We start from the raw sequence: 22,220 nt of genomic DNA, 5'->3' as shown, positions 1-22,220 counted from the left end.
TAAAAGATAGCGCTGGCCACTTTCAGCGCCATTTTTCTATTTCCCTTTCCACAGCGGTTCTCGTTTTTCTTTAAACGCCTGACTGCTTTCAGTAAAGTCTTCGCTTTGTTGTAACTGTTCAAGCTCTTGCTGCATGCGGATTGCCAATGTCGCAGGGTCACCGTGAAGACAGTGCTCGAGTAGAGTATTGGCAGCCTGCACCGCCAACGGGGCATTGCGAGTCACTTGCTCGGCCAATTCGCAGGCAGCGGACAACAGATTTTGGCTGTCGGTCACGCGATTAATCAACCCCAGACTGTATGCGCGATTTGCCTCCAATACGCCACCGGCCAGGATCATTTCTTTCACTATCGGCGCGGGAAGCAATGCCGCAAGCTGGGTAATTCCACCGCCAAGCGGCAGCAGACTATGGCGGGTTTCAGGTAACGCCAGCTGTACCTTTTCTTCTGCCACCAGCAGGTCGCAGTGCAGAGCCAGCTCGAGACCGCCACCGAAAGCATGGCCATTGAGTGCGGCAATCCACACCTTGCGGCGCGGCATATACTGCAACGGATTATAGCCACCGTGCGCGTTGAGCAACCCTTTACCACTGTCGATAAACGCTTCTTTAAGGTCTGCCCCGGCACAGAAAACTTTCTCCCCCGCGCCGGTCAGGATCACCACTTTAATTGCCACCGTCGCCTCGGTAAAAGCCACAATCTGTCCAAGCTCGCTGACCATGTTTGCATTATAAGCATTGTGCGCCTGTGTCCGATTTAACGTCACCAACATCACCTGCTCACTGAGCGGTTGGACAATCAAAGCTTGAAATTTTTGGTAGTCAAAAGAGACGTTGGCAAAGCTCATAAAGTTCCTGAATAACTTTTGGGTCGATAGGATGAATATTACCGTTCTCTTTCGCCTCAAGACAGGCAAAAATTCAACGCCAACAGAATGACCGCCACCCATGCCCAGATGGAATACAAAATATTAGCCCACTCTGCCGCCAGTTCTCGGGTCTGTAAACGCAGCCGGAGATTAATCAGCGGCTGCGGGCTGTATTTCTCATTCATCCACACTAGCAGCAATAATACCGTTGTAGACCCGTTGGCCAGATGAGTAAAAACCGCATTTAGGCCATTTATCACCCAGCTGAATCCGGCAAGCAGCAGACTGACGGTCGCCAAAATCATTAAAAATGAGGATAGCAACGACCAATACTGCCGCCTTATGTCTGAATGAAGCGATTCTACAATATGCTGTTGGCGATGTTTATGGAGAGGCATTGTCATAAAGATATTCTCAGGTGGCTCGCTAGCAATGGATAAGCATTACTCATCCATCTCATCTTGTAATACCAGAATACATCGCTTAATTTAGGGCAATCAAAGTCATAGATTTCAGCCATGGATGAAAATATCTCATCATGAAACATAAACGCCTGCCGCCTTTGGGTTCCCTAGAAGCTTTCGATGCCGTGGCGAAATTTAAAAGTTTTAAACGCGCCGCTGAGGATATTGGCGTGACACCCACCGCCATTAGCCATCAAATCCGGATTCTTGAAGAGTCGCTGGGGACAGCAGTTTTTGTACGCAGCGCACGGGAAGTTACGCTGACCACCGCAGGCCAACGTTTGCAGCAATCAACCCAGCGCGCTTTTGCCGATCTGCAAGACGCGGTGGATGATATTTATCACGCTCAGCTGCCGCCAGCCCTGACATTAACCACCACCTCAAATTTCCTGACTCATTGGTTGGTACCGCGCCTTGCTGCAATGAAAGCCAGCATACCCGAGCTGGATTTGCGGCTGCATACCAGCGTCGAGCTGGTGGATTTAGAGCAAGGATCCGTGGACGTCGCGATTCGCTACAGCATGTCGGCAGACTGCAGGCTGCAATCAACCTTGCTGTATGAGGACGCTTTTATACTGGTCGCCAGCCCGGCACTCGGCTTAAAACGGCTCGAACAACTTTCGGCAATCACCCTGTTTCATGTCGAAAATCGCCACATCCCCCAACCTTCTCCGGACTGGGCGCACTGGCGCAAACTTTATGGGCCGCTGTCACTGAATATCGACGCAGGGCTGCGTTTTAGCGATGAAACTCACGCAATTCAGGCGGCAATTGCCGGGCAAGGCGTTGCTATCGTCAGCAGTTTATTAGCCAGAGATTTTATTCATAAAGGTATTCTTGCCGTTCCGTTCAAACACGCGCTTCCCGGCGGAAAATATTACCTTGTGACCAGCAAAGACAAAGCTCAGCGACCCGATGTGCAGGCATTTAAGGCCTGGATTATAGAAAATCTTAAGTGATAAACCGAGGATAGCTTCGAGCCGTGAATACTGTACGGTTAAAAAAATTCCAATCTGTGTCTTATTTAAATTCTCCTGGCTAATTAATATGAATTAAAACTTATAACAGCACAGGGATAGCTATGATTAGTTTTTCAACCTTTCTTACCGGCATCATCATTTACATCGTCGGCACGGCAACACCAGGCCCCGCAAACCTCTCTATCGCCAATGCGGCAATGAACTATGGCAGGAAAGCCGGCTTAATGCTGGCATCGGGGGTTATCTGCGGGTCGATTTGCTGGGGAGTATTAACAGGGATCGGCGTTTCGGCTTTATTGGCCTCGTCGCTCTATTTTATTATCGCGCTTAAACTGGTGGGTGCCTGTTATCTATTCTGGCTAGGTTATAAAGCAATCAAGAAAGCAATAGATAATAAACCGCTGTTAGCTCGAAAATTTTCTAAGCAGCCAGGCAGCGCGTTGGAGTTTTATTTGCAAGGTCTCAGTATTCACCTGACTAACCCCAAAGCTGTACTCAGCTGGTTTGCCGTCACTAGCATCAGCCTTGGGGCAACCGCCCCCAAAAGCAGCATTTTTGTGCTGATAGGCAGCTGCGCAATATTAGGTATGATGATATTTAGCCTTTATGCCATAGTATTTTCCGCACGCTCGGCAGAAGCATTTTTGGGCCGTAACAGACGCGTATTTGATATTATCTGTGGCTGTTTCTATACCTTGTTCGCACTCGGTTTTCTTATTTCTCTGCGCCAGACTCACGGGATTTAATCAGTAAAAAAAATCCGGTCAGAATTTGCCAGAAGGTGATCGGATATACCGAAGCGCGTTCGATGATGCCAATCGGATATTTACCGGAGGTAATAGAAAACATGCACACTAACCCGACACCACCCAGGAACAGGGTTAACCAGGCATAGCGGCCAAACCCGGCCTTGGTATGCATTAACCATGCAGCGGCGATCAAGCACAAATTACCGCCGCCGATAGCCATCACTGCGCCTACCTGATGCAAGGTTATTCCGCTGCTGGCCGTGCCGCTGTGAAAACAGGCAATCAATACCCCGCCAATCCCATGCAGCAAACCTGCCAAAATAAACAGACTGCGGGTGCGCCCGTTAAATACCCCACCCAGCAACCAACAGGCAAGTGCAAATAAAATCCCTTCAATAGCAAAACCGCTATTCATCACTGCGTGCAGCGGCGAACAAATATCACGGCCATCTGCCGTCTGGCCACACAGAGGAATACCCAAGTCGCTGATATAATTTTTGCTGTAGAAATAGGCAGGGTTACTCCAGCCTAGCGCTGTTATTTTTTCTGCCAGCAGATACTGTATTCCGCCCAGGCTAAAACACCACGCGCCTGTTTGTTGCCAACCGTTGAGTCTCGGCATAGATTCCTATTAAGCGACTATTTCAGTGTTTGGTGGATCATTTTCCAATCTTTGGCGTCGACGCAGGCCGGGGAACATTTTCATCCACAGAGCTACGACCACCAGTGTACCTATACCACCGACTGCCGCTGCAGGAACTGCGCCTAGCCATGCTGCCAACATCCCTGATTCAAATTCTCCGAGCTGATTGGAAGTATTGATAAATATTGAATTTACCGCGCTTACGCGACCGCGCATGTCGTCAGGGGTATCAAGTTGAACCAGTGACCCACGGATAACCATACTGATCATATCGAATCCGCCCAGCGCAAACAGCGCCAGAATCGACAGCCACAGCATATTCGACAACGCGAAAATTATCGTCGCCACACCAAATCCGGCCACGGCGGCAAACATGATCATGCCAACGTTGCGCGATAATGCGCGTCGGCTCAACCAAAAACCGACCAGCAGTGCGCCAACAGCAGGAGCTCCGCGCAGAATGCCTAATCCCCAAGGGCCGGTATGCAGAATATCGTGGGCAAAAATCGGCAACAGTGCCGTTGCCCCCCCCAGTAGTACCGCGAACAAGTCCAGCGAGATAACCCCAAGCACGTCTGGGCGATTGCGTATAAAACTGATCCCGGCGAATAAAGTTTTGAAGGTCGCAGGAACGCGGCGCGGCGGTGCTTGCTCGTAGCGCAGGCGGCTGACCATCAGCACCGAGATAAAATAAAGCAGCCCACAAATGGCGTAAACCACCTGCGCGCCGGCAATATAAAGCAGGCCGCCGATAGCCGGACCCACCATACCCGCGGCCTGCCCGGCAACGCTGTTGGCCGCCATCGCGCGCGGCAAAATTTTTGGTGGCACTAGCGCAGGCAGCATCGAAAGCAGCGATGGTCCTTCCATTGCCTTGGCAACGGATATCACAAACAATAATCCGAGCACCACGATTTCATTGACGTGCTGAGTTAGCGTGAGCGCAGCAAGCGCGAAAATCGCCAACCCTTCGATAAACTGAGCCAAAACAACCACTCGGCGGCGATCGAACTGATCCGCAACGTGTCCGGCAACCAACGCGAGAGCAACGGAAGGGAAAAATTGCACCAGTCCGATCAGTCCGAGGTCAAATGCGCGTCCGGTCAGAGAATAAATCTGCCAGCTCACCGCAATGGTCAGCATTTGGAATCCAAAGCTTGAAGAGGCACGAGCAATCCAGAACGCGACGAAAGAGCGGTGTTGCAGCAGCGAGTCCGAGTTAACGGAAGGAGGAGGCATGGCAAATCCCTGAAAAATAGTTATGCAGTTAATAGTTATTACGCTATTCAAGACATCACTTTTACCATAAATAAATCACAAGTTTAAAACTTAATCAGTTTACCAAAGTAAAAATAGCACTGAAGATCTTTGCCCCCTAAAAAGGTAGGGAAATTGCGGAGTTAGCAAGCAACATCATGCCGGTAGAAGGTTTCGATTTTATCCGTTAACTGAACTTGCTTGCGCGTCAGTGAAACATAAGAAAAACTACTATTTAGATGATTTGTCGTACTTTATTTTTAAATACCAAGCCGATAATAAATATTAAAACGAGTGCGAATCCGGTTATTACCATATCACGAGTTAAATTTGACCACGGCATGTTTACTGCTGAAAAAAACCATAGAATCAGGCCAAGGAATAATATGTGCGAGTAATATATAAAAGTGGACAGCAACCGCTCCATGCCGTTCAGAATCCTCAGACCCGGTTTTTTCATACAACCGATGAAAACGAATGAAGATAGCAGTGGCGTGGTCATCATCATATCCATCGAATTAGCGAGTGCTCCTTCTAAGCTATTGATCACCGAAGTGGTAATCAACGACTCGGCAATAATAAGCAACGCTGAAAATGTAATCCATTTTTTAAAATCAACAACTCTGGAAAGTATTGTTGTCTCGTGTCGAGAAAATATAAAACCCAGAAAAAACATTGGAGCACCATAAAAAAAACCATTTTTATACCAAAAACAATTCAGGCTGTGTATCAGCAAAAGTCGCCAGTTTAACGCAACCCCTAAAAGCCAAATTAAGGCAATAATGACTATCACGACTTTAGTTTTTTGTTCAATAACTCCTCTGAGCAAATAACAAAGTAATGATGCCGTAATCAGCGAAGGAATGAACCAGAGATGCACTACACCAGTCAGCTCGGCTCTGAGAATGAGATAAAACTTGCGGGAAGGACTGGCGTCGGTTAGCTGAATGATGTTTAGCAGGGTATAAGCATAAACAGTTGACCAGATCAGATAAGTTCTGATGATGTGAACATACCATTTTTTGACATGGCATTTTATAATGGTTTTATAAAAAAGATAACCGCTGACAATAAAATAAAACGGCACTGCGGTTATAAAAAAACCATTGGTCAATAATCCGGTTAGATAACTTGGGTGGCGAACATCCAAAAGAAAACCGTGCATAATAACCACGGTAATAGAGAACAGTAGCTTAACGCTATCTATACTGTTATTTTTCACTATTTTATAATCCGCCAGGTTATTGATAAATAATAAATAGGCATAACTCTCAACAGAGTTGAAAGTGCAATTCCCTTGGCTTATGGTGTTCTCAAAAAATACAGCGCAAATTTTCTCAAAAAATTGAGCCGCAAATAACATCAACAAAAAATACCCCTTATCATTTTGGTAAGGGCTAAACTAACTTTTATAATTGTCATGGAAAACGGTTAATAGCTTAAGAATATAAAATGCTTTTAAACTACTTGCTGTGTGTAGAGGGTTACTATCATTCTTAACAAAAAAAATAGCAAATATTATTAATGTTTACTGAGTAAATAGTTTGAACAGGGGTTAAAACCAATCTGTAGGTAGCTAACTTCTATATAAAAGTAAAGAGAGGGGACGGGTAGTGTTTATTGGAATTATGATCTGACTCACAAATAAAAAAGTCAGATCATGCAGCCCAATCTCATTGCCGACTGTGTGGAGGGGAAATATTTAACCCGCAGCACTTAACGCCGCCGTTGTTTGACTTCTGCCAGGAATATGACTCAAAAGTTGGCGGGTGTAGTCGGTTTGGGGATGGTCAAAAATTTGCTGTACCGCTGCTTGCTCGACGACTTTCCCCTGTTGCATAACCACCACATAGTCTGAGATCTGTTTAACAACCGCCAGATCATGAGAGATAAACAGGTAACTCAAGCCTAACTCGCGCTGCAGACGGTCCAATAAAGTTAATATTTGCGACTGAACTGCGGCATCAAGCGCCGAGACAGGTTCGTCAAGCACCACCAGCTCGGGGGAAATGGCCAACGCTCGTGCAATCGCGACCCGCTGTCGCTGGCCGCCGGATAATGTCGTAGGGCGTACATCCAGCAATCGCCGCGGCAGCTCGACACTGTCCATCAGCCACTCGGCTCTTTCGCGCTGACTGTGCCGACAGCCGATACGAAAAGCCATCAGCGGTTCAGTAATAATCTCAAGCAATGTCATTTTCGGATTCAGCGACGCATAGGGATTTTGATACACCACTTGCACTCGACGACGAAATGCCAGTCGTTTGGCGCGGCTGGGGGCGCTGAAATCCTCACCGTCGAACTCGATATTGCCGCTGTCTTGAGTTTCCAGCCCTAACAACATACGCACGGTGGTCGATTTACCAGAGCCAGACTCCCCCACCAAGCTAGTGGTTCCGCCACGGATGACCGGAAAAGAAACCTTGTCCACGGCAATAAAATGGCTTTGGCCACCGCTGGAAACAAAACGCTTGCTCAGCTGGTTGGCGCGCAGTAAGGGTAGATTATTTTTTAACAACGGGCGGCGCGGCACCTCAAAAAAAGCGGGTGAAGACTGCAACAGCTGGCGGGTGTAAGCATGGCGCGGCTGGTTAAACAGCGCAGCGGCGGGGCCGGTTTCTACAACGTTTCCGTGCTGCATCACCATTACGCGATCGGCACGCTCCAGCGCCACCTGTAAGTCATGGGTTATCAACAGCAGCGCAATTCCCTTGCTGCGCACGATGGATTCAAGCGCGTCAAGCACCTGTTTTTGCACGGTCACATCAAGAGCGCTGGTCGGTTCATCGGCAATAATGAGTTTTGGATGATGGCTCATCGCCATCGCCAGGAGTACGCGTTGGCGCATTCCGCCGGAAAGTTGGTGTGGGTAGCTGTGCAACACACGATGAGCATCGTGCAGCCCCACTTCATTCAACAGAGTTTCCACCCGCGCCACGGCCCGCTTTTTGCTGACACCGTGCAAAGTCAGTGCTTCGAGCATTTGCTTGCCGATAGACTGAATAGGGTTAAGCGACTGGCCCGGATCTTGAGGGACAAAACCAATTTCCAGCCCGCGTAATTGTTGCCAACGCCGTTGGCTAATATTCTCAAGCGCTTCGCCATCCAGCCGAATCGTACCCTCTGTGCGCCGTGCCTGCTTGCCCAGCAGTCCGACCAATGCCGAGGCAGTCGTGGACTTGCCCGAGCCGGAGCCGCCAACAATCGCCAACACTTCTCCCGCAGCCAGCTGTAGATCGAGTTTTTCCACCGCCCGCAGCATTTCTCCGCTCTTGAGGGCATAGTCAATACTGAGCTGTTCCACTGACAGCAGTACCGGTTTTGTTGTCTGGCTCATTGTTCCTCCGCTCGGTCTTGAATAAATCCAGCGACCCGGTTAGTTGCCAGCACGGCAAACACGATAATCAAACCCGGTAACGTGGTGTACCACCAGGCAGCCGCAATGTAGTTACGGCCTTCGGAAATAAGCAACCCCCATTCCGGCTGCGGAGGTGGCGCACCGAAGCCAAGAAAACTCAGCGCCGACACTGACAGCAGCGCAAAACCCAGCTCCAGCGCAGCCAGTGACAGCACCGGTGCCAGCGCATGAGGAATGATGTGACGGCGTACAATAGTCAGATGACTGACACCTCCGGCGCGCGCGGCTTCCACAAACAAATTGACCTTGCTGCGTAACACCTCTCCTCGCGACAGGCGGGCAAAAGTGGCTACCGATGACAGTCCTACTGCGACAGCAATGTGCAGTGTCCCAAAACCTAAAACGGTGACAATCGCCATTGCCAGCAACAGATTAGGTATCGCCATCAGCACCTCAATAATGCGCATAAACAGCTGGTCGGTTCGCCCCCCCACGTAGCCGGAAATGACGCCGATTGACGCGCCAACCACTAACGCTATCGCCACTGAAAACAGTGTGGCTTTCAAGGTCAGTGCGGTTCCGTAAACCGTGCGGCTGTAGATATCGCGCCCCAGATGATCGGTTCCAAACCAGTGTGAAACCGAAGGTGCCTGCAATGCGCCAAGCGGATCGCCAACCAGTGGGTCCTGATGACTAAACACACTGGGAACCATAGCCCACAGCGCCACCACCAGTAATACCGCCAGACTCAACCACAGCGTAAAGGCTAAACGCCGACGCGAGGTAAGCGCCCGTTCACCAGGCAGAATAAGACTCATTTGCCACCTCCTGCCGAGAGGCTGCCTAAACGCGGGTCGAGCAGCGGATAAAGGAGATCGACCACAAAGTTCACCAGCACAAAGACTATCGCAGCGGTCAGAACCACGCCCTGCACTACCGGAATATCCTGAGTCGAGACCGCGCCCTGCGCCAGTCGGCCCAGTCCTTCGCGCGAAAAAATGGTTTCCGTGACCACCGCGCCAGCCAGTAGATGGCCGAAAATCATGCCGGTCAACGTCAGCAGCGGGATCGCCGCGTTGGGCAAGACATGTCGCCATAATAAATGCGCGGTGCTGGCACCTTTTAAACGCAGCGCGTCAATAAACGGCCGCCGCCACACTTCGGCCAGCGAGCGGTTCATTACCTGTGCCAGCATGGCCGCCGTTGGAACGGCTAACGTTAACGTCGGCAGCACCAGAGATTGCCATCCCTGATTGCCCATCGCCGGGAACCAGGCATGACTGAAAGAGAAGGCCTGCAACAGCAGCAAACCGAGCCAGAAAGTCGGCAGCGCCGCCCCCAGAGAGGGCAATGCCAAAAATGCCGATTTAAGTCGGCCAGCGGGCAATACACTGACCCCGGCGGCTAATCCCCCGCCGACAATAATTGCTACGGTAAGGGCGCACAATGCCAGCAACAGGGTCGGCGGTAATGCCTGTAACACTAAACGCGTCACCGGATCACCACTGACAATCGAGCGCCCCAAATCAAAGTGCAGCAGGTCCCAAATTGACCACGCGTACTGTATATAGAAAGGCTCATCGAGGTGATACAGCGCCTTGAGCGCGTTAACCTGCGCGATATCCACCGTGCTCTGTTCTCCCTGATTGAGCATGATGGTCACGGGGTCTGACGGCAAAATGTAGAGGATCAGAAACGTCAGCGTATAGGCCGCCCACAGCACGGCAAGACTCGTCAACACCCGCTTGACAAGCCAGTGGACGCGCGGCCCGCTGGCGTTGATTTTGTCGATTGGATTATCGGAAATCCAGGTTTTGTCAGTCATGTGCGCCCTATCCTTTTACGATTTCGGTGAAAGCCAGGTGTCATACAGCTGGAAACGCGATGAAGCGTCGTAACGGAAGCCGTGAACGTTATTGCCAGTGGCAATCACCGTCGCCAGCTCCACCAGCGGAATGGCATCACCGTCGGCAATCAGTCCTTTGGCCGCGTCGCTGACCAGTCGCTGCCGCTTGTCATTGTCCAACGTCTGACTTGACTGCTGTAGCGCGCTATCAATCTGATTCGCTGCCCGTTTGTTGACATTACGCCCGCCAGGACCCGCATCGAAGACCGTGCGCAGTACATCCGGGTCGGAACGGGTCAGATTATAGAACTCCACCTCCTGCGAACCGCTGGACTGCCGGGCGATCACTTGCCCAATCGGTGCTTTATCCAACTGAATATCAATGCCGACTTTCCTCAGTTGCTGCTGTACCAACTCGATAAACGGTGCGGATTGCCAGTAAGTCAGGGTAAATCTCAAACGCTGGCCACCTTTGACGCGCACCCCGTCCGCGCCTTTCACCCAGCCATCTTTATTCAACAAGTTTTCAGCAGCCTGTGGGTCATATTTCAACTGGCTGCCGAGGTCTTGATACAGCGGCGTAGTTTTCGCCAGTACCGAGCTGGCCGGTGCCTGATAGCGCGACAAAATTGGCTGCAAGGCGGCGCGGTCGATGGCCAGATTCAGCGCCTTTCGCACGCTCTCATCGGCCATTAGCGGCATCGACTGATTCGGAAACAGGCTGTAAACCAGTCCCGGATTGGTTCGCGCGATGATCGGCAATTTTTTTGCCAAAATTAGCGGCTCATCCTGAGGCGTAACACCGGCATTGAGGTCTAACTGTCCCGAGACAAGACTGCCGAAACGCACTCCAGACTCTGGCACCACGCGATACTCAATGCCGTCGAGATAGCTGTCGCCCCGATGCTGCGCCAGCGACGACGGCCACTGGTAGCCCTGACGCCGGGTAATATCGACTTTCTGATTATGCACAAAAGTCTTGAGCACAAACGGACCGGTACCCACCAGATTACCCTGACAGCGCGCATCCACCGTCGCCTTCACGGTAGAGTTAGCGAAGAAACCGAGGCTCATGGTCGAGGTTGCCTGCAGAAACTGCGCATTTGGCTGCACAAATTTGATCACCACATGTTTTGCATCCGGCGTTTCAATACTGCTCAGGCCCTTGAGATAGGTCGAGGCCAGCGAAGAACGCGCGCCCATCGCGACGATGGCTTCTAGATTGTCCTTCACCGACTGCGAGTTAAACGGCGTGCCGTCGCTGAAAGTTACGCCATCGCGTAGCGTAAAGCTGAAACTGCGGTTGTCATCGCTGACCTGCCACTGGGTCGCCAGCCATGGCACGATTTTGCCGGTTTGCGGGTCCTGATCGGTGAGGGAATCGGTTAACTGACGCCCGATATTGAGCGAGTTATTGTTGCCGACTTGCTGCGGATCCAGGCAGTTAGGATCGGTATCGATAGCCACCAACAGAGTCCCGCCAGAATGCGGCGTATCGGCAGCAGGTTTATTGCTGGCCGAGGCTGCTTCCGGTTTATCACAGGCGGTGAGCGCAGAAGCCATCAGCAATGGAAAAACCAGCCGCCGCAGTCGCGATCCCGTCCGCAGAGAGGTATTTGAAAACTCTTGCACGTCCCTATCCTTATTATTCAATTACTTGGCCACAATGCTCGTGGACTCGCGAATTTTGTTTTTCTGCGAATAGCGATTGGATTTGAACGGAATATCCAGACGCTCACGCAGCGTTTTGGCCTCCGTAGAAGGGTGCCAATAGCCGCGATCGGCCAGAATAGGCAGCACTAAACGGGTGATATCATCAAGCGCTTCGTTCAATACCGGCCCGCTGATGATAAAGCCGGTTGCCGCCCCCTCCTCGACCCAGCGAATAAAGGTCTCCGCCACCTGCTCAGGTGTGCCGAAGAACTCGCCTCTCGGTAATGTGGTCTGAAAAGCAATCTCACGTAAGGTCAGATTCTCTTCTTTGGCGCGACGTTTAATTTGATCGGTGGTAGAGCGGAAGGTGTTTTGCCCCAGATTGCCGACGTCAGGGAACGGACCGTCCAGCGGATACTGCGAGAAGTCGTGGTGATCGAAGAAGCGCCCTAAATAGGCCAGGGCATCTTCAACCGACAATAATGAAAGCAGATATTGGTATTTCTCTTCGGCCTCTTCGGCCGTTGTTCCCACAATCGGGCTAATACCCGGGAAAATGCCCACCGGATGGCGATTGTTTTTCGCCACTTCACTCTGCAATTTGGCGGCGTAAGCTTGCGCTTCTTCCAGGGTACGGGCATTGGTGAACACCGCGTCGGCAGATTTACCCGCCAGTCCAATCCCGGTATCCGAGGCCCCCGCCTGGAAGATAACCGGCTGTCCCTGCGGGGAACGCTGAATGTTCAGTGGCCCTTCAACCGAGAAGAAACGCCCTTCGTGATTCAACTTATGCAGCTTGGAGGCGTCGAAAAACACCCCGCTTTCGCGGTCGCGGGTGAAGGCGTCGTCTTCCCATGAATCCCATAGACCTTGCACCACGCTGATATATTCTTCAGCAATCTGATAACGCAGGGAATGTTCTGGGTGATCCTTGCCAAAATTCCTGGCCGAGCCCGCAAGCGGCGAAGTCACCACGTTCCAGCCTGCACGCCCCTGACTGATGTTATCAACCGTCGCCAACTGACGAGCCACGGTAAAAGGATCGCTATAGGAGGTGGAAATTGTCCCTGCCAGACCAATGCGCTGGGTAGCAGAGGCCAGTGCGGACAGCAGCGCAATCGGTTCAAAGCGGTTCAGGAAATGTGGCAATGATTTTTCATTAATATGCAGACCATCGGCAACAAACAGGAAATCGAAGTTTGCCGCTTCGGCGCGCAGGGCCAGTTCACGAAAATAAGGGAAATTGACACTGGCATCCGCTGGCGCTTTATGATGACGCCATGAATTCATATGACCGCCTGCTCCGTGCAGCATCAGGCCCAGCTTAATACTTTTCTTCGATTGGCTCATGGTAAGCATCCTTATTACAGAGAGATTTATTTGATATTTCCATAAAACCCCGAGCACACTAAATACTTAAACGTCACAACCAATGCAGCTAATTAGCTAAAGCATTTCCAGATTATTTCCTTTAATTCGCGCCCATTTTCATTTTCTCAATTTGGATAGTTAATTTTGTTGTTTTACTTCGGGTTAAGCCTCGGGAATAGTGAAATCAACAGCTCAATGAGTTAATTAACTGGACAAATAATAACAATGACGCATCACAAAAAATTAACCGCCATCGCCGTGCTAATGACTATTTCTTCGCTGGCAAATGCAGCGAATACCGGTATTGATCTGATTGCCAATGAAAAGCCCATTGATACGCCTAAAAATGCTCAAGCCGCGGCAAAAATTCCGACTAACTTTAAATTCGTCAATCCCGGATATTTAACCGTTGCGGTTGCAGTTCTGGGCAGCGCACCGCCTTTTGGCCTTTTCGCTCGTGATAATAAAACGGTGATTGGCAGCGAGGCAGATATCGCTCGCCTGGTCGCCGACGGGCTAGGCCTCAAGGTCAAACTGGTTCCGGCCTCGTGGGAAGACTGGCCGCTGGGCGTGACCTCAGGCAAGTATGACGCCGCGGCCTACAACATTACCGTCACCAGGGATCGTAAAACCAAATTCGATTTCGCGACCTATCGCCAAGACACGCTGGGCTTTTACGTGAAATCCACCAGTAAAATTACGTCGATCAAGTCTGCGCCGGATATTGCCGGAAAACGCATTATTGTCGGCTCCGGCACAAATCAGGAGTCTGTGCTGCTGGCCTGGGATAAAGAAAATCAGGCCAAGGGCCTCAAGCCGTTCACGCCGATATACGTGACCGACGATGCAGCCGCAACGCTGGCTCTTCAGTCCGGGCGCGCCGATGCTCAGTTTGGTCCTAACGTAGCTTACGCCTATCGCGCCAAACTCACTGGCAACACCAAACTGGTCGGTATCGTACCGGGCGGCTGGCCGAAAACCGCCAACATCGCTTTCACAATTAAAAAAGGCAATGGGCTGGTTGATGCAGTTCAGGCCTCAATCAACAGCGCAATTGCCAACGGCAGCTATCTGCAAGTGCTGGATCGCTGGGGTGAGAGCGTCGAGAAGATTGATCATTCTGAGATTAACCCGCCGGGACTCGGCGACTGATTGCAGGAAAAACCTATGAGCCAAGATAAATTTATTCACACTACGCCTGATGACCCATTGATAGTGCCGATTATTCAGGGTCTGTTTGGTGAATACAAAGCGCGGTACGCTGACTTTTTCAGCAATAATCAAGAGGTTGATCCGGCCAGCCTTTATGCTGCGCCTGACGGGGTATTCATTGTGCTGCTGCGCGATGGACAACCTATCGCCATGGGTGCGTATAAACGTTATGACGAAAATACCGCCGAGCTGAAACGCATTTGGACCGACGCCACGCTGCGCCAACAGGGTCTGGCGAAAAAAGTGGTACAGGAACTGGAACGACTGGCGTTTGAGCAAGGCTATAACCGTGTATTTCTGACTACCGGTTTCCGCCAGCCGGAAGCAGTGAAACTTTATCTTTCACAAGGTTATGAGCCACAGTTCGATATCACCCTTGACCGTGAAATATTTTCTAAACCGCCTTACGATGGTCGCCTGCGCTTTCTGAAACCGCTGAGTGCGATTGCCGCCTCAATCGAGCAGGCAGTCGAAGAAAACGCGGTGGTTAATGCGTTGAAGGAAAAGGCCTATGACTGATGTCAATCCGCGCTCTGCTCCTTTGGTTCCGCTTAAGGTCGTTGCGGCCCGTTATCCACTGCGAATGCTGGGCGCCGTTTTCGCCATTTTTATTCTGTTGGCGATTGCGCAGTCAATTGCGACAAATCCTCGTTGGGACTGGGGCGTTTTCAGGCAGTATTTCTTTGAGCCGGTGATATTATCCGGCCTGGCAAGAACGCTGCTACTCACCCTGCTCGGCACGGTGTTTGGCATTATTTTTGGCACCTTGCTGGCGCTGGCTCGTTTATCAAAATCTTATTTACTGAATTCGCTGGCATGGGGATACATCTGGCTATTTCGTTCGCTGCCGCTGTTACTGGTGCTCATTGTTCTCTATAACTTCTCGTATTTGTACGACAACCTGTCGCTGGGCATCCCATTCACCAATATTGAATTCTTCAAACATCCTACAGTCGATCTTTTGGACCAGTTTACCGTTGCCGTGCTTGGCTTGTCGCTGGTGCAGTCAGCCTATACGGCCGAGATTATTCGCGGCGGTATTATTGGTGTTGAACAGGGGCAGCACGAAGCCGCCGCCGCGCTGGGTTTACCGTCTTATCGCCGCACTTTCCGCATCATTCTGCCACAGGCGCTGCGGGCGATTATCCCAACCGGGTTTAACGAAGTAATCGGTCTAGCCAAAGGCACGGCTATCGTTTACGTCATCTCCATGCCGGAACTTTTTTACACCGTGCAGATACTTTACAACCGCACGCAGCAGGTCATTCCGTTGCTGATGGTGGCAACCGTTTGGTATCTGGTGATAACGACTGTGCTTTCGGTATTGCAATATTACGTTGAGCGGTATTTTGCTCGCGGCACTATGCGTCAGGTAGCCCTGACTCCTCTGCAACGCCTGCTGCAATGGCGCGCAACCCGACCTTAAACAGGAGCGAAAATATGTCTGAAGCTTTTGATCTCTTTGTTAATCGCCCTGCGCCAGACGCGCCCCGGCCCATTAAACGCGTAACCCGTCATGCGCAGAATGTCGGACGAATTGAAATTAATAATCTCAGTAAATCCTATGGTGCTTTCAAGGCGTTGAATAACGTTAGCCTGTCCATTGAGCCAGGCACGGTAACAGTAATATTAGGGCCTTCGGGTTCAGGAAAATCTACTCTGCTGCGCACTATTAATCATCTGGAAAGAGTGGATGAGGGTTTTATTCAAATCGATGGCGACTATGTCGGTTATCGTCGTAAAGGTGACAAACTTTACGAGCTTAAAGAAAAAGCCATTCTCAAACAGCGAATCCATTGTGGTTACGTTTTCCAGAACTTTAACCTGTTTCCGCATATGACCGTGTTGGACAATCTTATTGAAGCGCCGATCGTTCACGGTTTATTTAAACGCAAACAGGCGATTGAGCGCGCGTATGAGTTGCTCGATACTGTAGGACTGCGCGACAAGGCACACGCCTGGCCACGGCATCTTTCTGGCGGACAGCAGCAACGTATTGCTATCGCCCGCGCATTGGCGTTGAACCCTAAAGTCATGCTGTTCGACGAGCCCACCTCGGCGCTGGACCCAGAGCTGGTCGGCGAAGTGCTCGACGTTATCAAAAAGCTGGCAGATTCTGGCGTCACGCTGGTGGTGGTGACCCATGAAATCGGCTTTGCTCGCCAGGTGGCGGATCGCGTGGTGTTTATGGTTGATGGTTCAGTGGTAGAGACCGGCAGCGCCTCGCAAGTACTGGATAACCCACGCCATCAGCGTACCCGTCGTTTTCTGGAAAAAGTGTTGTAACCGTTTCTAAATCCCCCCCCTATTTTTTGCCTAAAAGATGATTGAGCAATACATTTTTTAATATTGCTCAATCATGTGGTTATCACTATCCTCCCTTTTGACCTCATTTTTTCGCTCATCATTAAAGGCCACCTTGCATGCCTCTGCTTTTTCCGATGTTTATCAGAACACAACTTTTATGACTGGTGCTGTAGAAGGTTCGCGTGCCGCAAAAGGCATATTCCGTTCCCTGCGTATCTTCAACTATCGGGTGTGGGCGGCCGGCTCGCTGGTTTCCAACATTGGCACCTGGATGCAGCGGACGGCACAAGACTGGTTGGTACTGACTCAGCTAACCCACCACAATGCCTCGGCCGTGGGAACGGTCATGGCACTTCAGTTTGGCCCGCAAATTCTGTTGCTGCCGTGGACCGGTTTTGCTGCCGACCATTTCAATCAGCGCAAGATGCTGATGCTGACTCAGGCAACCATGGGCGTGCTGGCAATATTGCTGGGCTTACTTACCGTCTGCGGCGTGGTGCAACTGTGGCAAGTTTATATCTTTGCCTTTGTCTTCGGCTGCGCTTCAGCCTTTGATGCGCCGGTACGGCAGACTTTCGTTGCAGAACTTGTTGGCGATGCCGATTTATCGAACGCGGTAGCGCTGAACTCAACTTCGTTTAATGCCGCACGAATGGTCGGCCCGGCTATCGCTGGCCTAACCATCGCCTCTGTAGGTACCGGTTGGGCTTTTTTGATTAACGGTATCAGCTTCGTCGCCGTGCTTGTGTCATTGTCACTATTTCGCGTCAAAGATTTACATACCCGTGCCAGGGCGTTGCGCACGCGGGGCAGTTTTAGCGAAGGATTTCGCTACGTATGGGCTCGTGATGACCTCAAAGCCTCATTGATAATGCTATTTCTGATCGGCACCTTCGGGCTGAATTTCCCAATATTCCTGTCGACCATGGCAGTCGGCGTTTTTCATGCCGATGCGCGTGGCTACGGCCTTCTCTCATCATTTATGGCGATAGGAACTATTACCGGCGCACTATTGGCAGCGGGTCGAGAAAGCCCCAAATTTAGCTCGCTGCTGGTGGGTTCGACGGTTTTTGGCATCGGCTGTCTGCTGGCGGCAATCGCACCGGATTACTGGCTGTTTGCCGCCGCGCTGGTGGTAATTGGCATCGCCGCTCTGACCTTTATGAATACCAGCAGCAGCCTGATGCAGCTCTCGACTGAACCGGCGATGCGCGGCAGAGTTATGGCGCTGCGGGTAGGCGTCGCGTTGGGTGGAACGCCGATTGGTGCCCCAATTGTTGGCTGGGTAGCAGATAATTGTGGGCCTCGTTGGTCATTGGGCGTGGGTGCAGCCTCAGGTTTTCTGGCAGCGCTGGTCGGAATCTATGCCATCATGCAGCAGAAGAAAAACCCACGACAGATTTAAAATCCGTTGCAGATTTCAAAGCCGTTCGCAAATTCAAAGAACCCTGCCAAATGAAAATTAGTCTAAAGGGTCTGACCCGCGCGACAAAATAACTTTATCAAATGCCTCAGTCCCGAGGCCATTTTTAGGGCTGCTCCAACTTGTCTCTAACGACCAATACATCAAACATTTGATCGCCGCCTAAATTTTTAGTTTGGCAGCATACAGTGCTTTTCATTGTGATGACTATTTTCCAATAACAATCTAATTACTGGCATCAATTTAATTAACATTTAACATCAGGTCGTAAATTTTTATTTGATTTTTTAAAACCATGAAATTTCTTGTTCTTTCGCACCTGGAAATAGATTATAGTTTCAATATATTTATTCAATAGGCTTTCATAATGAGACATTCTAGCTTTAAGAACTTGGCCATTAATGAAGAAATTAAAAAAACGCTGAATGAACAATTAAGCATTTATCAAGGAATTCACTATGCCTATGGAATAATGAATAAAAAAAACCCCATAGATCTCACAATCATTACTAATAAAGATGCCTGGTTCGAGCTCTATGCCAAAAATAAATATCAGCTTACTGACCCCGTACTAATTACAGCATTAAATCACGTCCTGCCTTTCTCATGGGATGAGAATATCATGATAAATTACAGTATGAAACTGCCAAAAGTTTTTAATATAGCTAAAAATTACAATATTATCAGCGGCTACACTTTTATGGTTCACGACCCCAGCAATAATCTTTCCATACTTTCATTAATGACCAACGCACAAGATAAAAGCCATTCGGATTTTATCTTTGACGCACACAAAGAGCATCTGCAAATGTTGTTGCTGAAAGTCCACGACAAACTGATCTCACTTTATAATGACACGCCGGTGGTTGCCGATAAGGACGACATCTCTCAAGTGTTTTCAAAACGTGAAAATGAAGTCCTTTATTATGCCAGTCTGGGCAAAACTTATAATGAGATAGCAACAATACTTGATATAAAACTACCTACAGTGAAATTTCATACCGGCAATGCGCTTAAAAAAATGGGAGTCAATAACATTCGACAAGGTATCAAGATAGCGAATGAGCTACATCTTATTACTCCACTGCTCTTTGGGATGGAATGATAAAGGCCAGGAGTCTAAGGTATCGCTACGTAACCAGCTTTGCTGCTGTATATTATTAATCAAAATCTGTTGATTCAGTTTGTCCGTCGGCATAAATATCAAATAAACAGCGGCTGTTTTCTCAGAAATGCCTCGCTCAACCACATCTATTTTCCAACCCGACATCTTAACTATTTTCAACATAGAGTGGCTTACAATGGCGTAAATTCCCTCATAGCCGCGTGACTGGGCATAGTTTATTTTAGCCAAAAAAAGCATTAAGCAAACTGGCTCATTACAAACTGTCGATTGTTTTAGCCTATCTTTATCAATAAAAAACCGACTCGATTCTAAAAAATTACCGTCAGGGATATGAATATTTTTAAAATAAGGAAGGAAAGTGTTCATAATCATCGTGGGGTGCCGGGTTTCTATAAACCTTAGGCTACAAATGAGAGATTGATTTTGCCGGCCAAAAATGTAAGTTGTTTTACTATTGTCGTACTGATCAAACTCCTTTCCCTCACTACAGTTTACTTTCCAGTCAAGCCTGTCTTTAAATACAGCTTTTCTTACGGTGTAAATTTCATTAGATTGCTCACTGGATAAATCTTCATATTTTACATCGGTAAATTCTAACATTTTTGCGTCTTCCATTACGTAGTGATATTACTTGTATACGCAAAAACAATATCTGAGTATTATATTAACAGCCAGAAAAAAAACCTTAATATATTAACTAAAATTAGAAAAGACACTTAACATTCACAACATGAATATATTTATTAGTTATGTAATTAACAATAAAAACGCCGATCCTTCAGCAGTAGAAGATCAGCGTGTTATAGCAGTTAATTATATTACTTTAAACCCATACAAAGATCGGCATACAGCCGCTTTCTTGCCACTCTATTCAGGATAGACCCCCTTAAAGCTGGTTTTCTTGCGTGGCTCAGTCATCAACGATTCAAGCGCATCGACACAGGCAAGATAGTGAGGCGTTTTCTTGTGTAAGTTGACCGCTGCGATATCGCGATAGGCCTCATAGATGTAAAAGCGGGTCGCAATATTTTCATCTTGTAAAACGTCGAAGCGTAAATTACCTGGTTCCTGCAAAGCACCAAGATGGTTGAGTTTGAACACGCTTAAAAACTCGTCAATTTTATCGGCTTTTACGTTGATTTCGACCATCGTTACTTCCATCTCTCTCTCCTTATCGTTTCAGTCACATGACAATCACAGTGATTAATACACAAAGTCTAGTTGCGTAATAATTTGTGCTTTGCCATCGATGATGGAAATGCCAGCTACATCACAATTAACAAACTTTCCGCGCAAATAATTGTTATGCCAGCGGATCTGCGCCCAGTATTAATTAAGGGCAAGCTGCGCTCAGTCTAAAGAGAAAATATAATGAGCTTATTAAGAAACACGTCTAACCATGCCTCATATCTTATGGCGCTCGATGCCGGCACTGGCAGTATTCGTGCGGTGATTTTTTCTCTTGAAGGACAGCAGATTGCCGTTGGTCAGACTGAATGGCAGCACAATCCGCTGTCTGACGTCCCGGGATCCATGGAGTTTGATCTGCAAAAAAACTGGCAGCTTACCTGTCGCTGTATTCGTCAGGCATTGGCCGCCGCTCAGCTTCCCGCATCCGCTATTGCCTCGGTAGCGGCCTCTTCAATGCGCGAAGGGATTGTTCTTTATAACAAATCGGGCGAGCCGATTTGGGCCTGTGCCAATGTGGATTCTCGCGCCAGTCGCGAGGTCATTGAACTCAAAGAAATCCACGACGGCGAGTTCGAACGGGAAGCCTATCATCATTCGGGACAAACGCTGGCGCTGGGCGCCATGCCTCGCCTGCTGTGGCTGGCCCATCATCGGCCCGATATTTATCGCGAGGCGGCAACCCTGACCATGATCAGCGACTGGCTCGCCTATATGTTGACCGGCGAGCTCGCGGTAGATCCTTCCAACGCCGGAACTACCGGCATGCTCAGCCTCGAGACCCGGCAGTGGCATCCGCAATTGCTTGAATTGGCGGGTTTACGCGCCGATATCCTGTCGCCGGTGCTGGAAACCGGCAGCCGATTAGGAAGGATTACTGCACAAAGTGCCGAACAATGTGGACTGCTGGCCGGCACGCCAGTGGGTGTCGGCGGTGGCGATGTCCAGCTCGGCTCGCTAGGATTAGGTTTGGTTCATCCTGGACAAACGGCGGTGCTAGGCGGCACATTCTGGCAACAGGTGGTCAATCTTCCTCGCCCGATTACCGATCCGGAAATGAATATTCGCATTAATCCGCACGTAATCCCCGGAATGGCACAGGCGGAATGCATCAGTTTCTTCACCGGACTCACCATGCGCTGGTTCCGCGATGCCTTTTGTTCAGAGGAAAAAGGGCTTGCCGAACGCCTTGGCGTCGATACCTATAGCCTACTCGAGGATATGGCTGCGCGAGTACCGGTGGGATCGTGGGGCGTAACGCCAATTTTCTCCGATGCCATGCACTTTAAGAGCTGGTATCACGCCGCGCCATCATTTATTAATTTGTCGATTGATCCACAACGGTGCAATCGACAGACCTTATTTCGCGCTTTAGAGGAGAATGCAGCGATCGTTTCAGCCTGTAATTTAGAGCTGATTGCCGGATTTTCCGGCGTCAAAGCGTCATCTCTGGTGTTTGCCGGAGGCGGTTCCAAAGGCAAGTTATGGAGCCAGATCCTCAGCGATGTGACCGGCAAACCGGTAAAAGTTCCACAAGTCAAAGAGGCTACGGCGCTGGGCTGTGCGATTGCCGCAGGCGTGGCGGCTGGCCTTTACACATCTTTGGCGGAAACGGGCGAGGCGTTGGTGAGCTGGGAGCGGGAATATCAGCCAGATGAACAGAATCATCAAGCTTATATAAAACAAAAAGCCAACTGGCAGGCGGTTTATGCCGATCAGTTGACTCTGGTAGACAGCGGCCTGACGACCTCGATGTGGAAGGCGCCAGGGCTATAA

At 49.7% G+C, this 22,220-nt stretch carries 21 protein-coding genes; 9 read left to right on the top strand and 12 right to left on the bottom strand.

Translation table 11 applies throughout. The features are described 5' to 3' along the window. Nucleotides 1-36: 36 nt before the first annotated feature. Both AB3G37_RS08170 and AB3G37_RS08165 read right to left on the bottom strand, forming a co-directional pair. Entirely contained in the window at nucleotides 37-846 is an 810-nt protein-coding gene (locus AB3G37_RS08170) for an enoyl-CoA hydratase/isomerase family protein (protein ID WP_369790283.1), read from the bottom strand. A gap of 56 nt (nucleotides 847-902) precedes the next feature. Further along, the gene (locus AB3G37_RS08165; RefSeq protein ID WP_369790282.1) at nucleotides 903-1,271 is read right to left on the bottom strand and encodes a hypothetical protein; all 369 of its coding nucleotides are present in this window, start codon (nucleotides 1,269-1,271) and stop codon (nucleotides 903-905) included. A gap of 134 nt (nucleotides 1,272-1,405) precedes the next feature. On the opposite strand from AB3G37_RS08165, the gene AB3G37_RS08160 reads away from it, so the two are divergent. Together AB3G37_RS08160 and AB3G37_RS08155 are read left to right on the top strand one after the other, a co-directional pair. Beyond that, nucleotides 1,406-2,290, top strand: coding sequence for a LysR substrate-binding domain-containing protein (locus AB3G37_RS08160; protein ID WP_369790281.1), 885 nt, complete (start codon nucleotides 1,406-1,408; stop codon nucleotides 2,288-2,290). Between the two features lie 122 nt (nucleotides 2,291-2,412). Next, nucleotides 2,413-3,057 (top strand): LysE family translocator, encoded by a 645-nt coding sequence (locus AB3G37_RS08155; protein ID WP_369790280.1) that lies wholly within the window; start codon nucleotides 2,413-2,415, stop codon nucleotides 3,055-3,057. On the opposite strand, the gene AB3G37_RS08150 is transcribed toward AB3G37_RS08155, so the two are convergent. From AB3G37_RS08150 to AB3G37_RS08115, 8 genes are all read right to left on the bottom strand, one after another. Further along, nucleotides 3,026-3,682: a DUF998 domain-containing protein gene (locus tag AB3G37_RS08150; protein ID WP_369790279.1), complete on the bottom strand. Its 657-nt coding sequence runs from the start codon at nucleotides 3,680-3,682 to the stop codon at nucleotides 3,026-3,028. The two genes, AB3G37_RS08155 and AB3G37_RS08150, sit on opposite strands and share 32 nt — an antisense overlap. A 9-nt stretch (nucleotides 3,683-3,691) precedes the next feature. Further along, on the bottom strand, nucleotides 3,692-4,942 hold the full coding sequence (locus AB3G37_RS08145; RefSeq protein ID WP_369790278.1) for an MFS transporter: 1,251 nt from the start codon (nucleotides 4,940-4,942) through the stop codon (nucleotides 3,692-3,694). Nucleotides 4,943-5,195: 253 nt separating this feature from the next. Beyond that, nucleotides 5,196-6,323, bottom strand: coding sequence for an acyltransferase family protein (locus AB3G37_RS08140; RefSeq protein ID WP_369790917.1), 1,128 nt, complete (start codon nucleotides 6,321-6,323; stop codon nucleotides 5,196-5,198). 339 nt (nucleotides 6,324-6,662) lie between these two features. Further along, entirely contained in the window at nucleotides 6,663-8,297 is a 1,635-nt protein-coding gene (locus AB3G37_RS08135; protein WP_369790277.1) for a dipeptide ABC transporter ATP-binding protein, read from the bottom strand. Then, a complete protein-coding gene (locus AB3G37_RS08130; RefSeq protein WP_369790276.1) occupies nucleotides 8,294-9,136 on the bottom strand; it encodes an ABC transporter permease in 843 nt (280 codons plus the stop codon). Before AB3G37_RS08130 ends, AB3G37_RS08135 begins: the two co-directional genes overlap by 4 nt. After that, a complete protein-coding gene (locus AB3G37_RS08125; protein WP_369790275.1) occupies nucleotides 9,133-10,143 on the bottom strand; it encodes an ABC transporter permease in 1,011 nt (336 codons plus the stop codon). Before AB3G37_RS08125 ends, AB3G37_RS08130 begins: the two co-directional genes overlap by 4 nt. Before the next feature lie 15 nt (nucleotides 10,144-10,158). After that, the gene (locus AB3G37_RS08120) at nucleotides 10,159-11,796 is read right to left on the bottom strand and encodes an ABC transporter substrate-binding protein (RefSeq protein WP_369790274.1); all 1,638 of its coding nucleotides are present in this window, start codon (nucleotides 11,794-11,796) and stop codon (nucleotides 10,159-10,161) included. Nucleotides 11,797-11,817: 21 nt separating this feature from the next. Next, nucleotides 11,818-13,167, bottom strand: coding sequence for an LLM class flavin-dependent oxidoreductase (locus AB3G37_RS08115; RefSeq protein ID WP_369790273.1), 1,350 nt, complete (start codon nucleotides 13,165-13,167; stop codon nucleotides 11,818-11,820). Nucleotides 13,168-13,413: 246 nt separating this feature from the next. On the opposite strand from AB3G37_RS08115, the gene AB3G37_RS08110 reads away from it, so the two are divergent. The 6 genes from AB3G37_RS08110 to AB3G37_RS08085 all read left to right on the top strand — a co-directional run bounded on the left by AB3G37_RS08110 (nucleotide 13,414) and on the right by AB3G37_RS08085 (nucleotide 19,235). Next, the gene (locus tag AB3G37_RS08110; protein ID WP_369790272.1) at nucleotides 13,414-14,340 is read left to right on the top strand and encodes an ABC transporter substrate-binding protein; all 927 of its coding nucleotides are present in this window, start codon (nucleotides 13,414-13,416) and stop codon (nucleotides 14,338-14,340) included. A gap of 15 nt (nucleotides 14,341-14,355) precedes the next feature. Continuing rightward, the gene (locus AB3G37_RS08105) at nucleotides 14,356-14,919 is read left to right on the top strand and encodes a GNAT family N-acetyltransferase (RefSeq protein ID WP_009635288.1); all 564 of its coding nucleotides are present in this window, start codon (nucleotides 14,356-14,358) and stop codon (nucleotides 14,917-14,919) included. Continuing rightward, nucleotides 14,912-15,826: an amino acid ABC transporter permease gene (locus AB3G37_RS08100; RefSeq protein WP_009635289.1), complete on the top strand. Its 915-nt coding sequence runs from the start codon at nucleotides 14,912-14,914 to the stop codon at nucleotides 15,824-15,826. Before AB3G37_RS08105 ends, AB3G37_RS08100 begins: the two co-directional genes overlap by 8 nt. Nucleotides 15,827-15,840: 14 nt before the next feature. Further along, entirely contained in the window at nucleotides 15,841-16,686 is an 846-nt protein-coding gene (locus AB3G37_RS08095) for an amino acid ABC transporter ATP-binding protein (protein WP_009635290.1), read from the top strand. Between the two features lie 178 nt (nucleotides 16,687-16,864). Continuing rightward, a complete protein-coding gene (locus tag AB3G37_RS08090; RefSeq protein WP_369790271.1) occupies nucleotides 16,865-18,112 on the top strand; it encodes an MFS transporter in 1,248 nt (415 codons plus the stop codon). Nucleotides 18,113-18,497: 385 nt separating this feature from the next. Continuing rightward, a complete protein-coding gene (locus AB3G37_RS08085; protein ID WP_369790270.1) occupies nucleotides 18,498-19,235 on the top strand; it encodes an autoinducer binding domain-containing protein in 738 nt (245 codons plus the stop codon). On the opposite strand, the gene AB3G37_RS08080 is transcribed toward AB3G37_RS08085, so the two are convergent. Further along, nucleotides 19,197-19,856, bottom strand: coding sequence for an acyl-homoserine-lactone synthase (locus AB3G37_RS08080; RefSeq protein WP_369790269.1), 660 nt, complete (start codon nucleotides 19,854-19,856; stop codon nucleotides 19,197-19,199). The genes AB3G37_RS08085 and AB3G37_RS08080 overlap by 39 nt on opposite strands. 267 nt (nucleotides 19,857-20,123) lie before the next feature. Beyond that, nucleotides 20,124-20,417 carry a (4S)-4-hydroxy-5-phosphonooxypentane-2,3-dione isomerase gene (lsrG, locus tag AB3G37_RS08075; protein ID WP_009635294.1) on the bottom strand — a complete coding sequence of 98 codons (294 nt, stop codon included), beginning with the start codon at nucleotides 20,415-20,417 and terminating at the stop codon, nucleotides 20,124-20,126. Between the two features lie 210 nt (nucleotides 20,418-20,627). Here lsrG and lsrK point away from each other — a divergent pair, with 210 nt between their 5' ends. Further along, on the top strand, nucleotides 20,628-22,220 hold the full coding sequence (lsrK, locus tag AB3G37_RS08070; protein WP_369790268.1) for an autoinducer-2 kinase: 1,593 nt from the start codon (nucleotides 20,628-20,630) through the stop codon (nucleotides 22,218-22,220).

The sequence above is a fragment of the Rouxiella sp. WC2420 genome (genome assembly GCF_041200025.1).
Taxonomy (GTDB): domain Bacteria; phylum Pseudomonadota; class Gammaproteobacteria; order Enterobacterales; family Enterobacteriaceae; genus Rouxiella.
This window is presented reverse-complemented; position numbering and strand designations above follow the sequence as displayed.

Bases quoted from the DNA above. Each gene is read 5' to 3' on its own strand.
- AB3G37_RS08170 (WP_369790283.1), bottom strand. From the start codon at position 846: ATGAGCTTTGCCAACGTCTCTTTTGACTACCAAAAATTTCAAGCTTTG.
- AB3G37_RS08165 (WP_369790282.1), bottom strand. From the start codon at position 1,271: ATGACAATGCCTCTCCATAAACATCGCCAACAGCATATTGTAGAATCG.
- AB3G37_RS08160 (WP_369790281.1), top strand. From the start codon at position 1,406: ATGAAACATAAACGCCTGCCGCCTTTGGGTTCCCTAGAAGCTTTCGAT.
- AB3G37_RS08155 (WP_369790280.1), top strand. From the start codon at position 2,413: ATGATTAGTTTTTCAACCTTTCTTACCGGCATCATCATTTACATCGTC.
- AB3G37_RS08150 (WP_369790279.1), bottom strand. From the start codon at position 3,682: ATGCCGAGACTCAACGGTTGGCAACAAACAGGCGCGTGGTGTTTTAGC.
- AB3G37_RS08145 (WP_369790278.1), bottom strand. From the start codon at position 4,942: ATGCCTCCTCCTTCCGTTAACTCGGACTCGCTGCTGCAACACCGCTCT.
- AB3G37_RS08140 (WP_369790917.1), bottom strand. From the start codon at position 6,323: ATGTTATTTGCGGCTCAATTTTTTGAGAAAATTTGCGCTGTATTTTTT.
- AB3G37_RS08135 (WP_369790277.1), bottom strand. From the start codon at position 8,297: ATGAGCCAGACAACAAAACCGGTACTGCTGTCAGTGGAACAGCTCAGT.
- AB3G37_RS08130 (WP_369790276.1), bottom strand. From the start codon at position 9,136: ATGAGTCTTATTCTGCCTGGTGAACGGGCGCTTACCTCGCGTCGGCGT.
- AB3G37_RS08125 (WP_369790275.1), bottom strand. From the start codon at position 10,143: ATGACTGACAAAACCTGGATTTCCGATAATCCAATCGACAAAATCAAC.
- AB3G37_RS08115 (WP_369790273.1), bottom strand. From the start codon at position 13,167: ATGAGCCAATCGAAGAAAAGTATTAAGCTGGGCCTGATGCTGCACGGA.
- AB3G37_RS08110 (WP_369790272.1), top strand. From the start codon at position 13,414: ATGACGCATCACAAAAAATTAACCGCCATCGCCGTGCTAATGACTATT.
- AB3G37_RS08105 (WP_009635288.1), top strand. From the start codon at position 14,356: ATGAGCCAAGATAAATTTATTCACACTACGCCTGATGACCCATTGATA.
- AB3G37_RS08100 (WP_009635289.1), top strand. From the start codon at position 14,912: ATGACTGATGTCAATCCGCGCTCTGCTCCTTTGGTTCCGCTTAAGGTC.
- AB3G37_RS08095 (WP_009635290.1), top strand. From the start codon at position 15,841: ATGTCTGAAGCTTTTGATCTCTTTGTTAATCGCCCTGCGCCAGACGCG.
- AB3G37_RS08090 (WP_369790271.1), top strand. From the start codon at position 16,865: ATGACTGGTGCTGTAGAAGGTTCGCGTGCCGCAAAAGGCATATTCCGT.
- AB3G37_RS08085 (WP_369790270.1), top strand. From the start codon at position 18,498: ATGAGACATTCTAGCTTTAAGAACTTGGCCATTAATGAAGAAATTAAA.
- AB3G37_RS08080 (WP_369790269.1), bottom strand. From the start codon at position 19,856: ATGTTAGAATTTACCGATGTAAAATATGAAGATTTATCCAGTGAGCAA.
- lsrG (WP_009635294.1), bottom strand. From the start codon at position 20,417: ATGGAAGTAACGATGGTCGAAATCAACGTAAAAGCCGATAAAATTGAC.
- lsrK (WP_369790268.1), top strand. From the start codon at position 20,628: ATGAGCTTATTAAGAAACACGTCTAACCATGCCTCATATCTTATGGCG.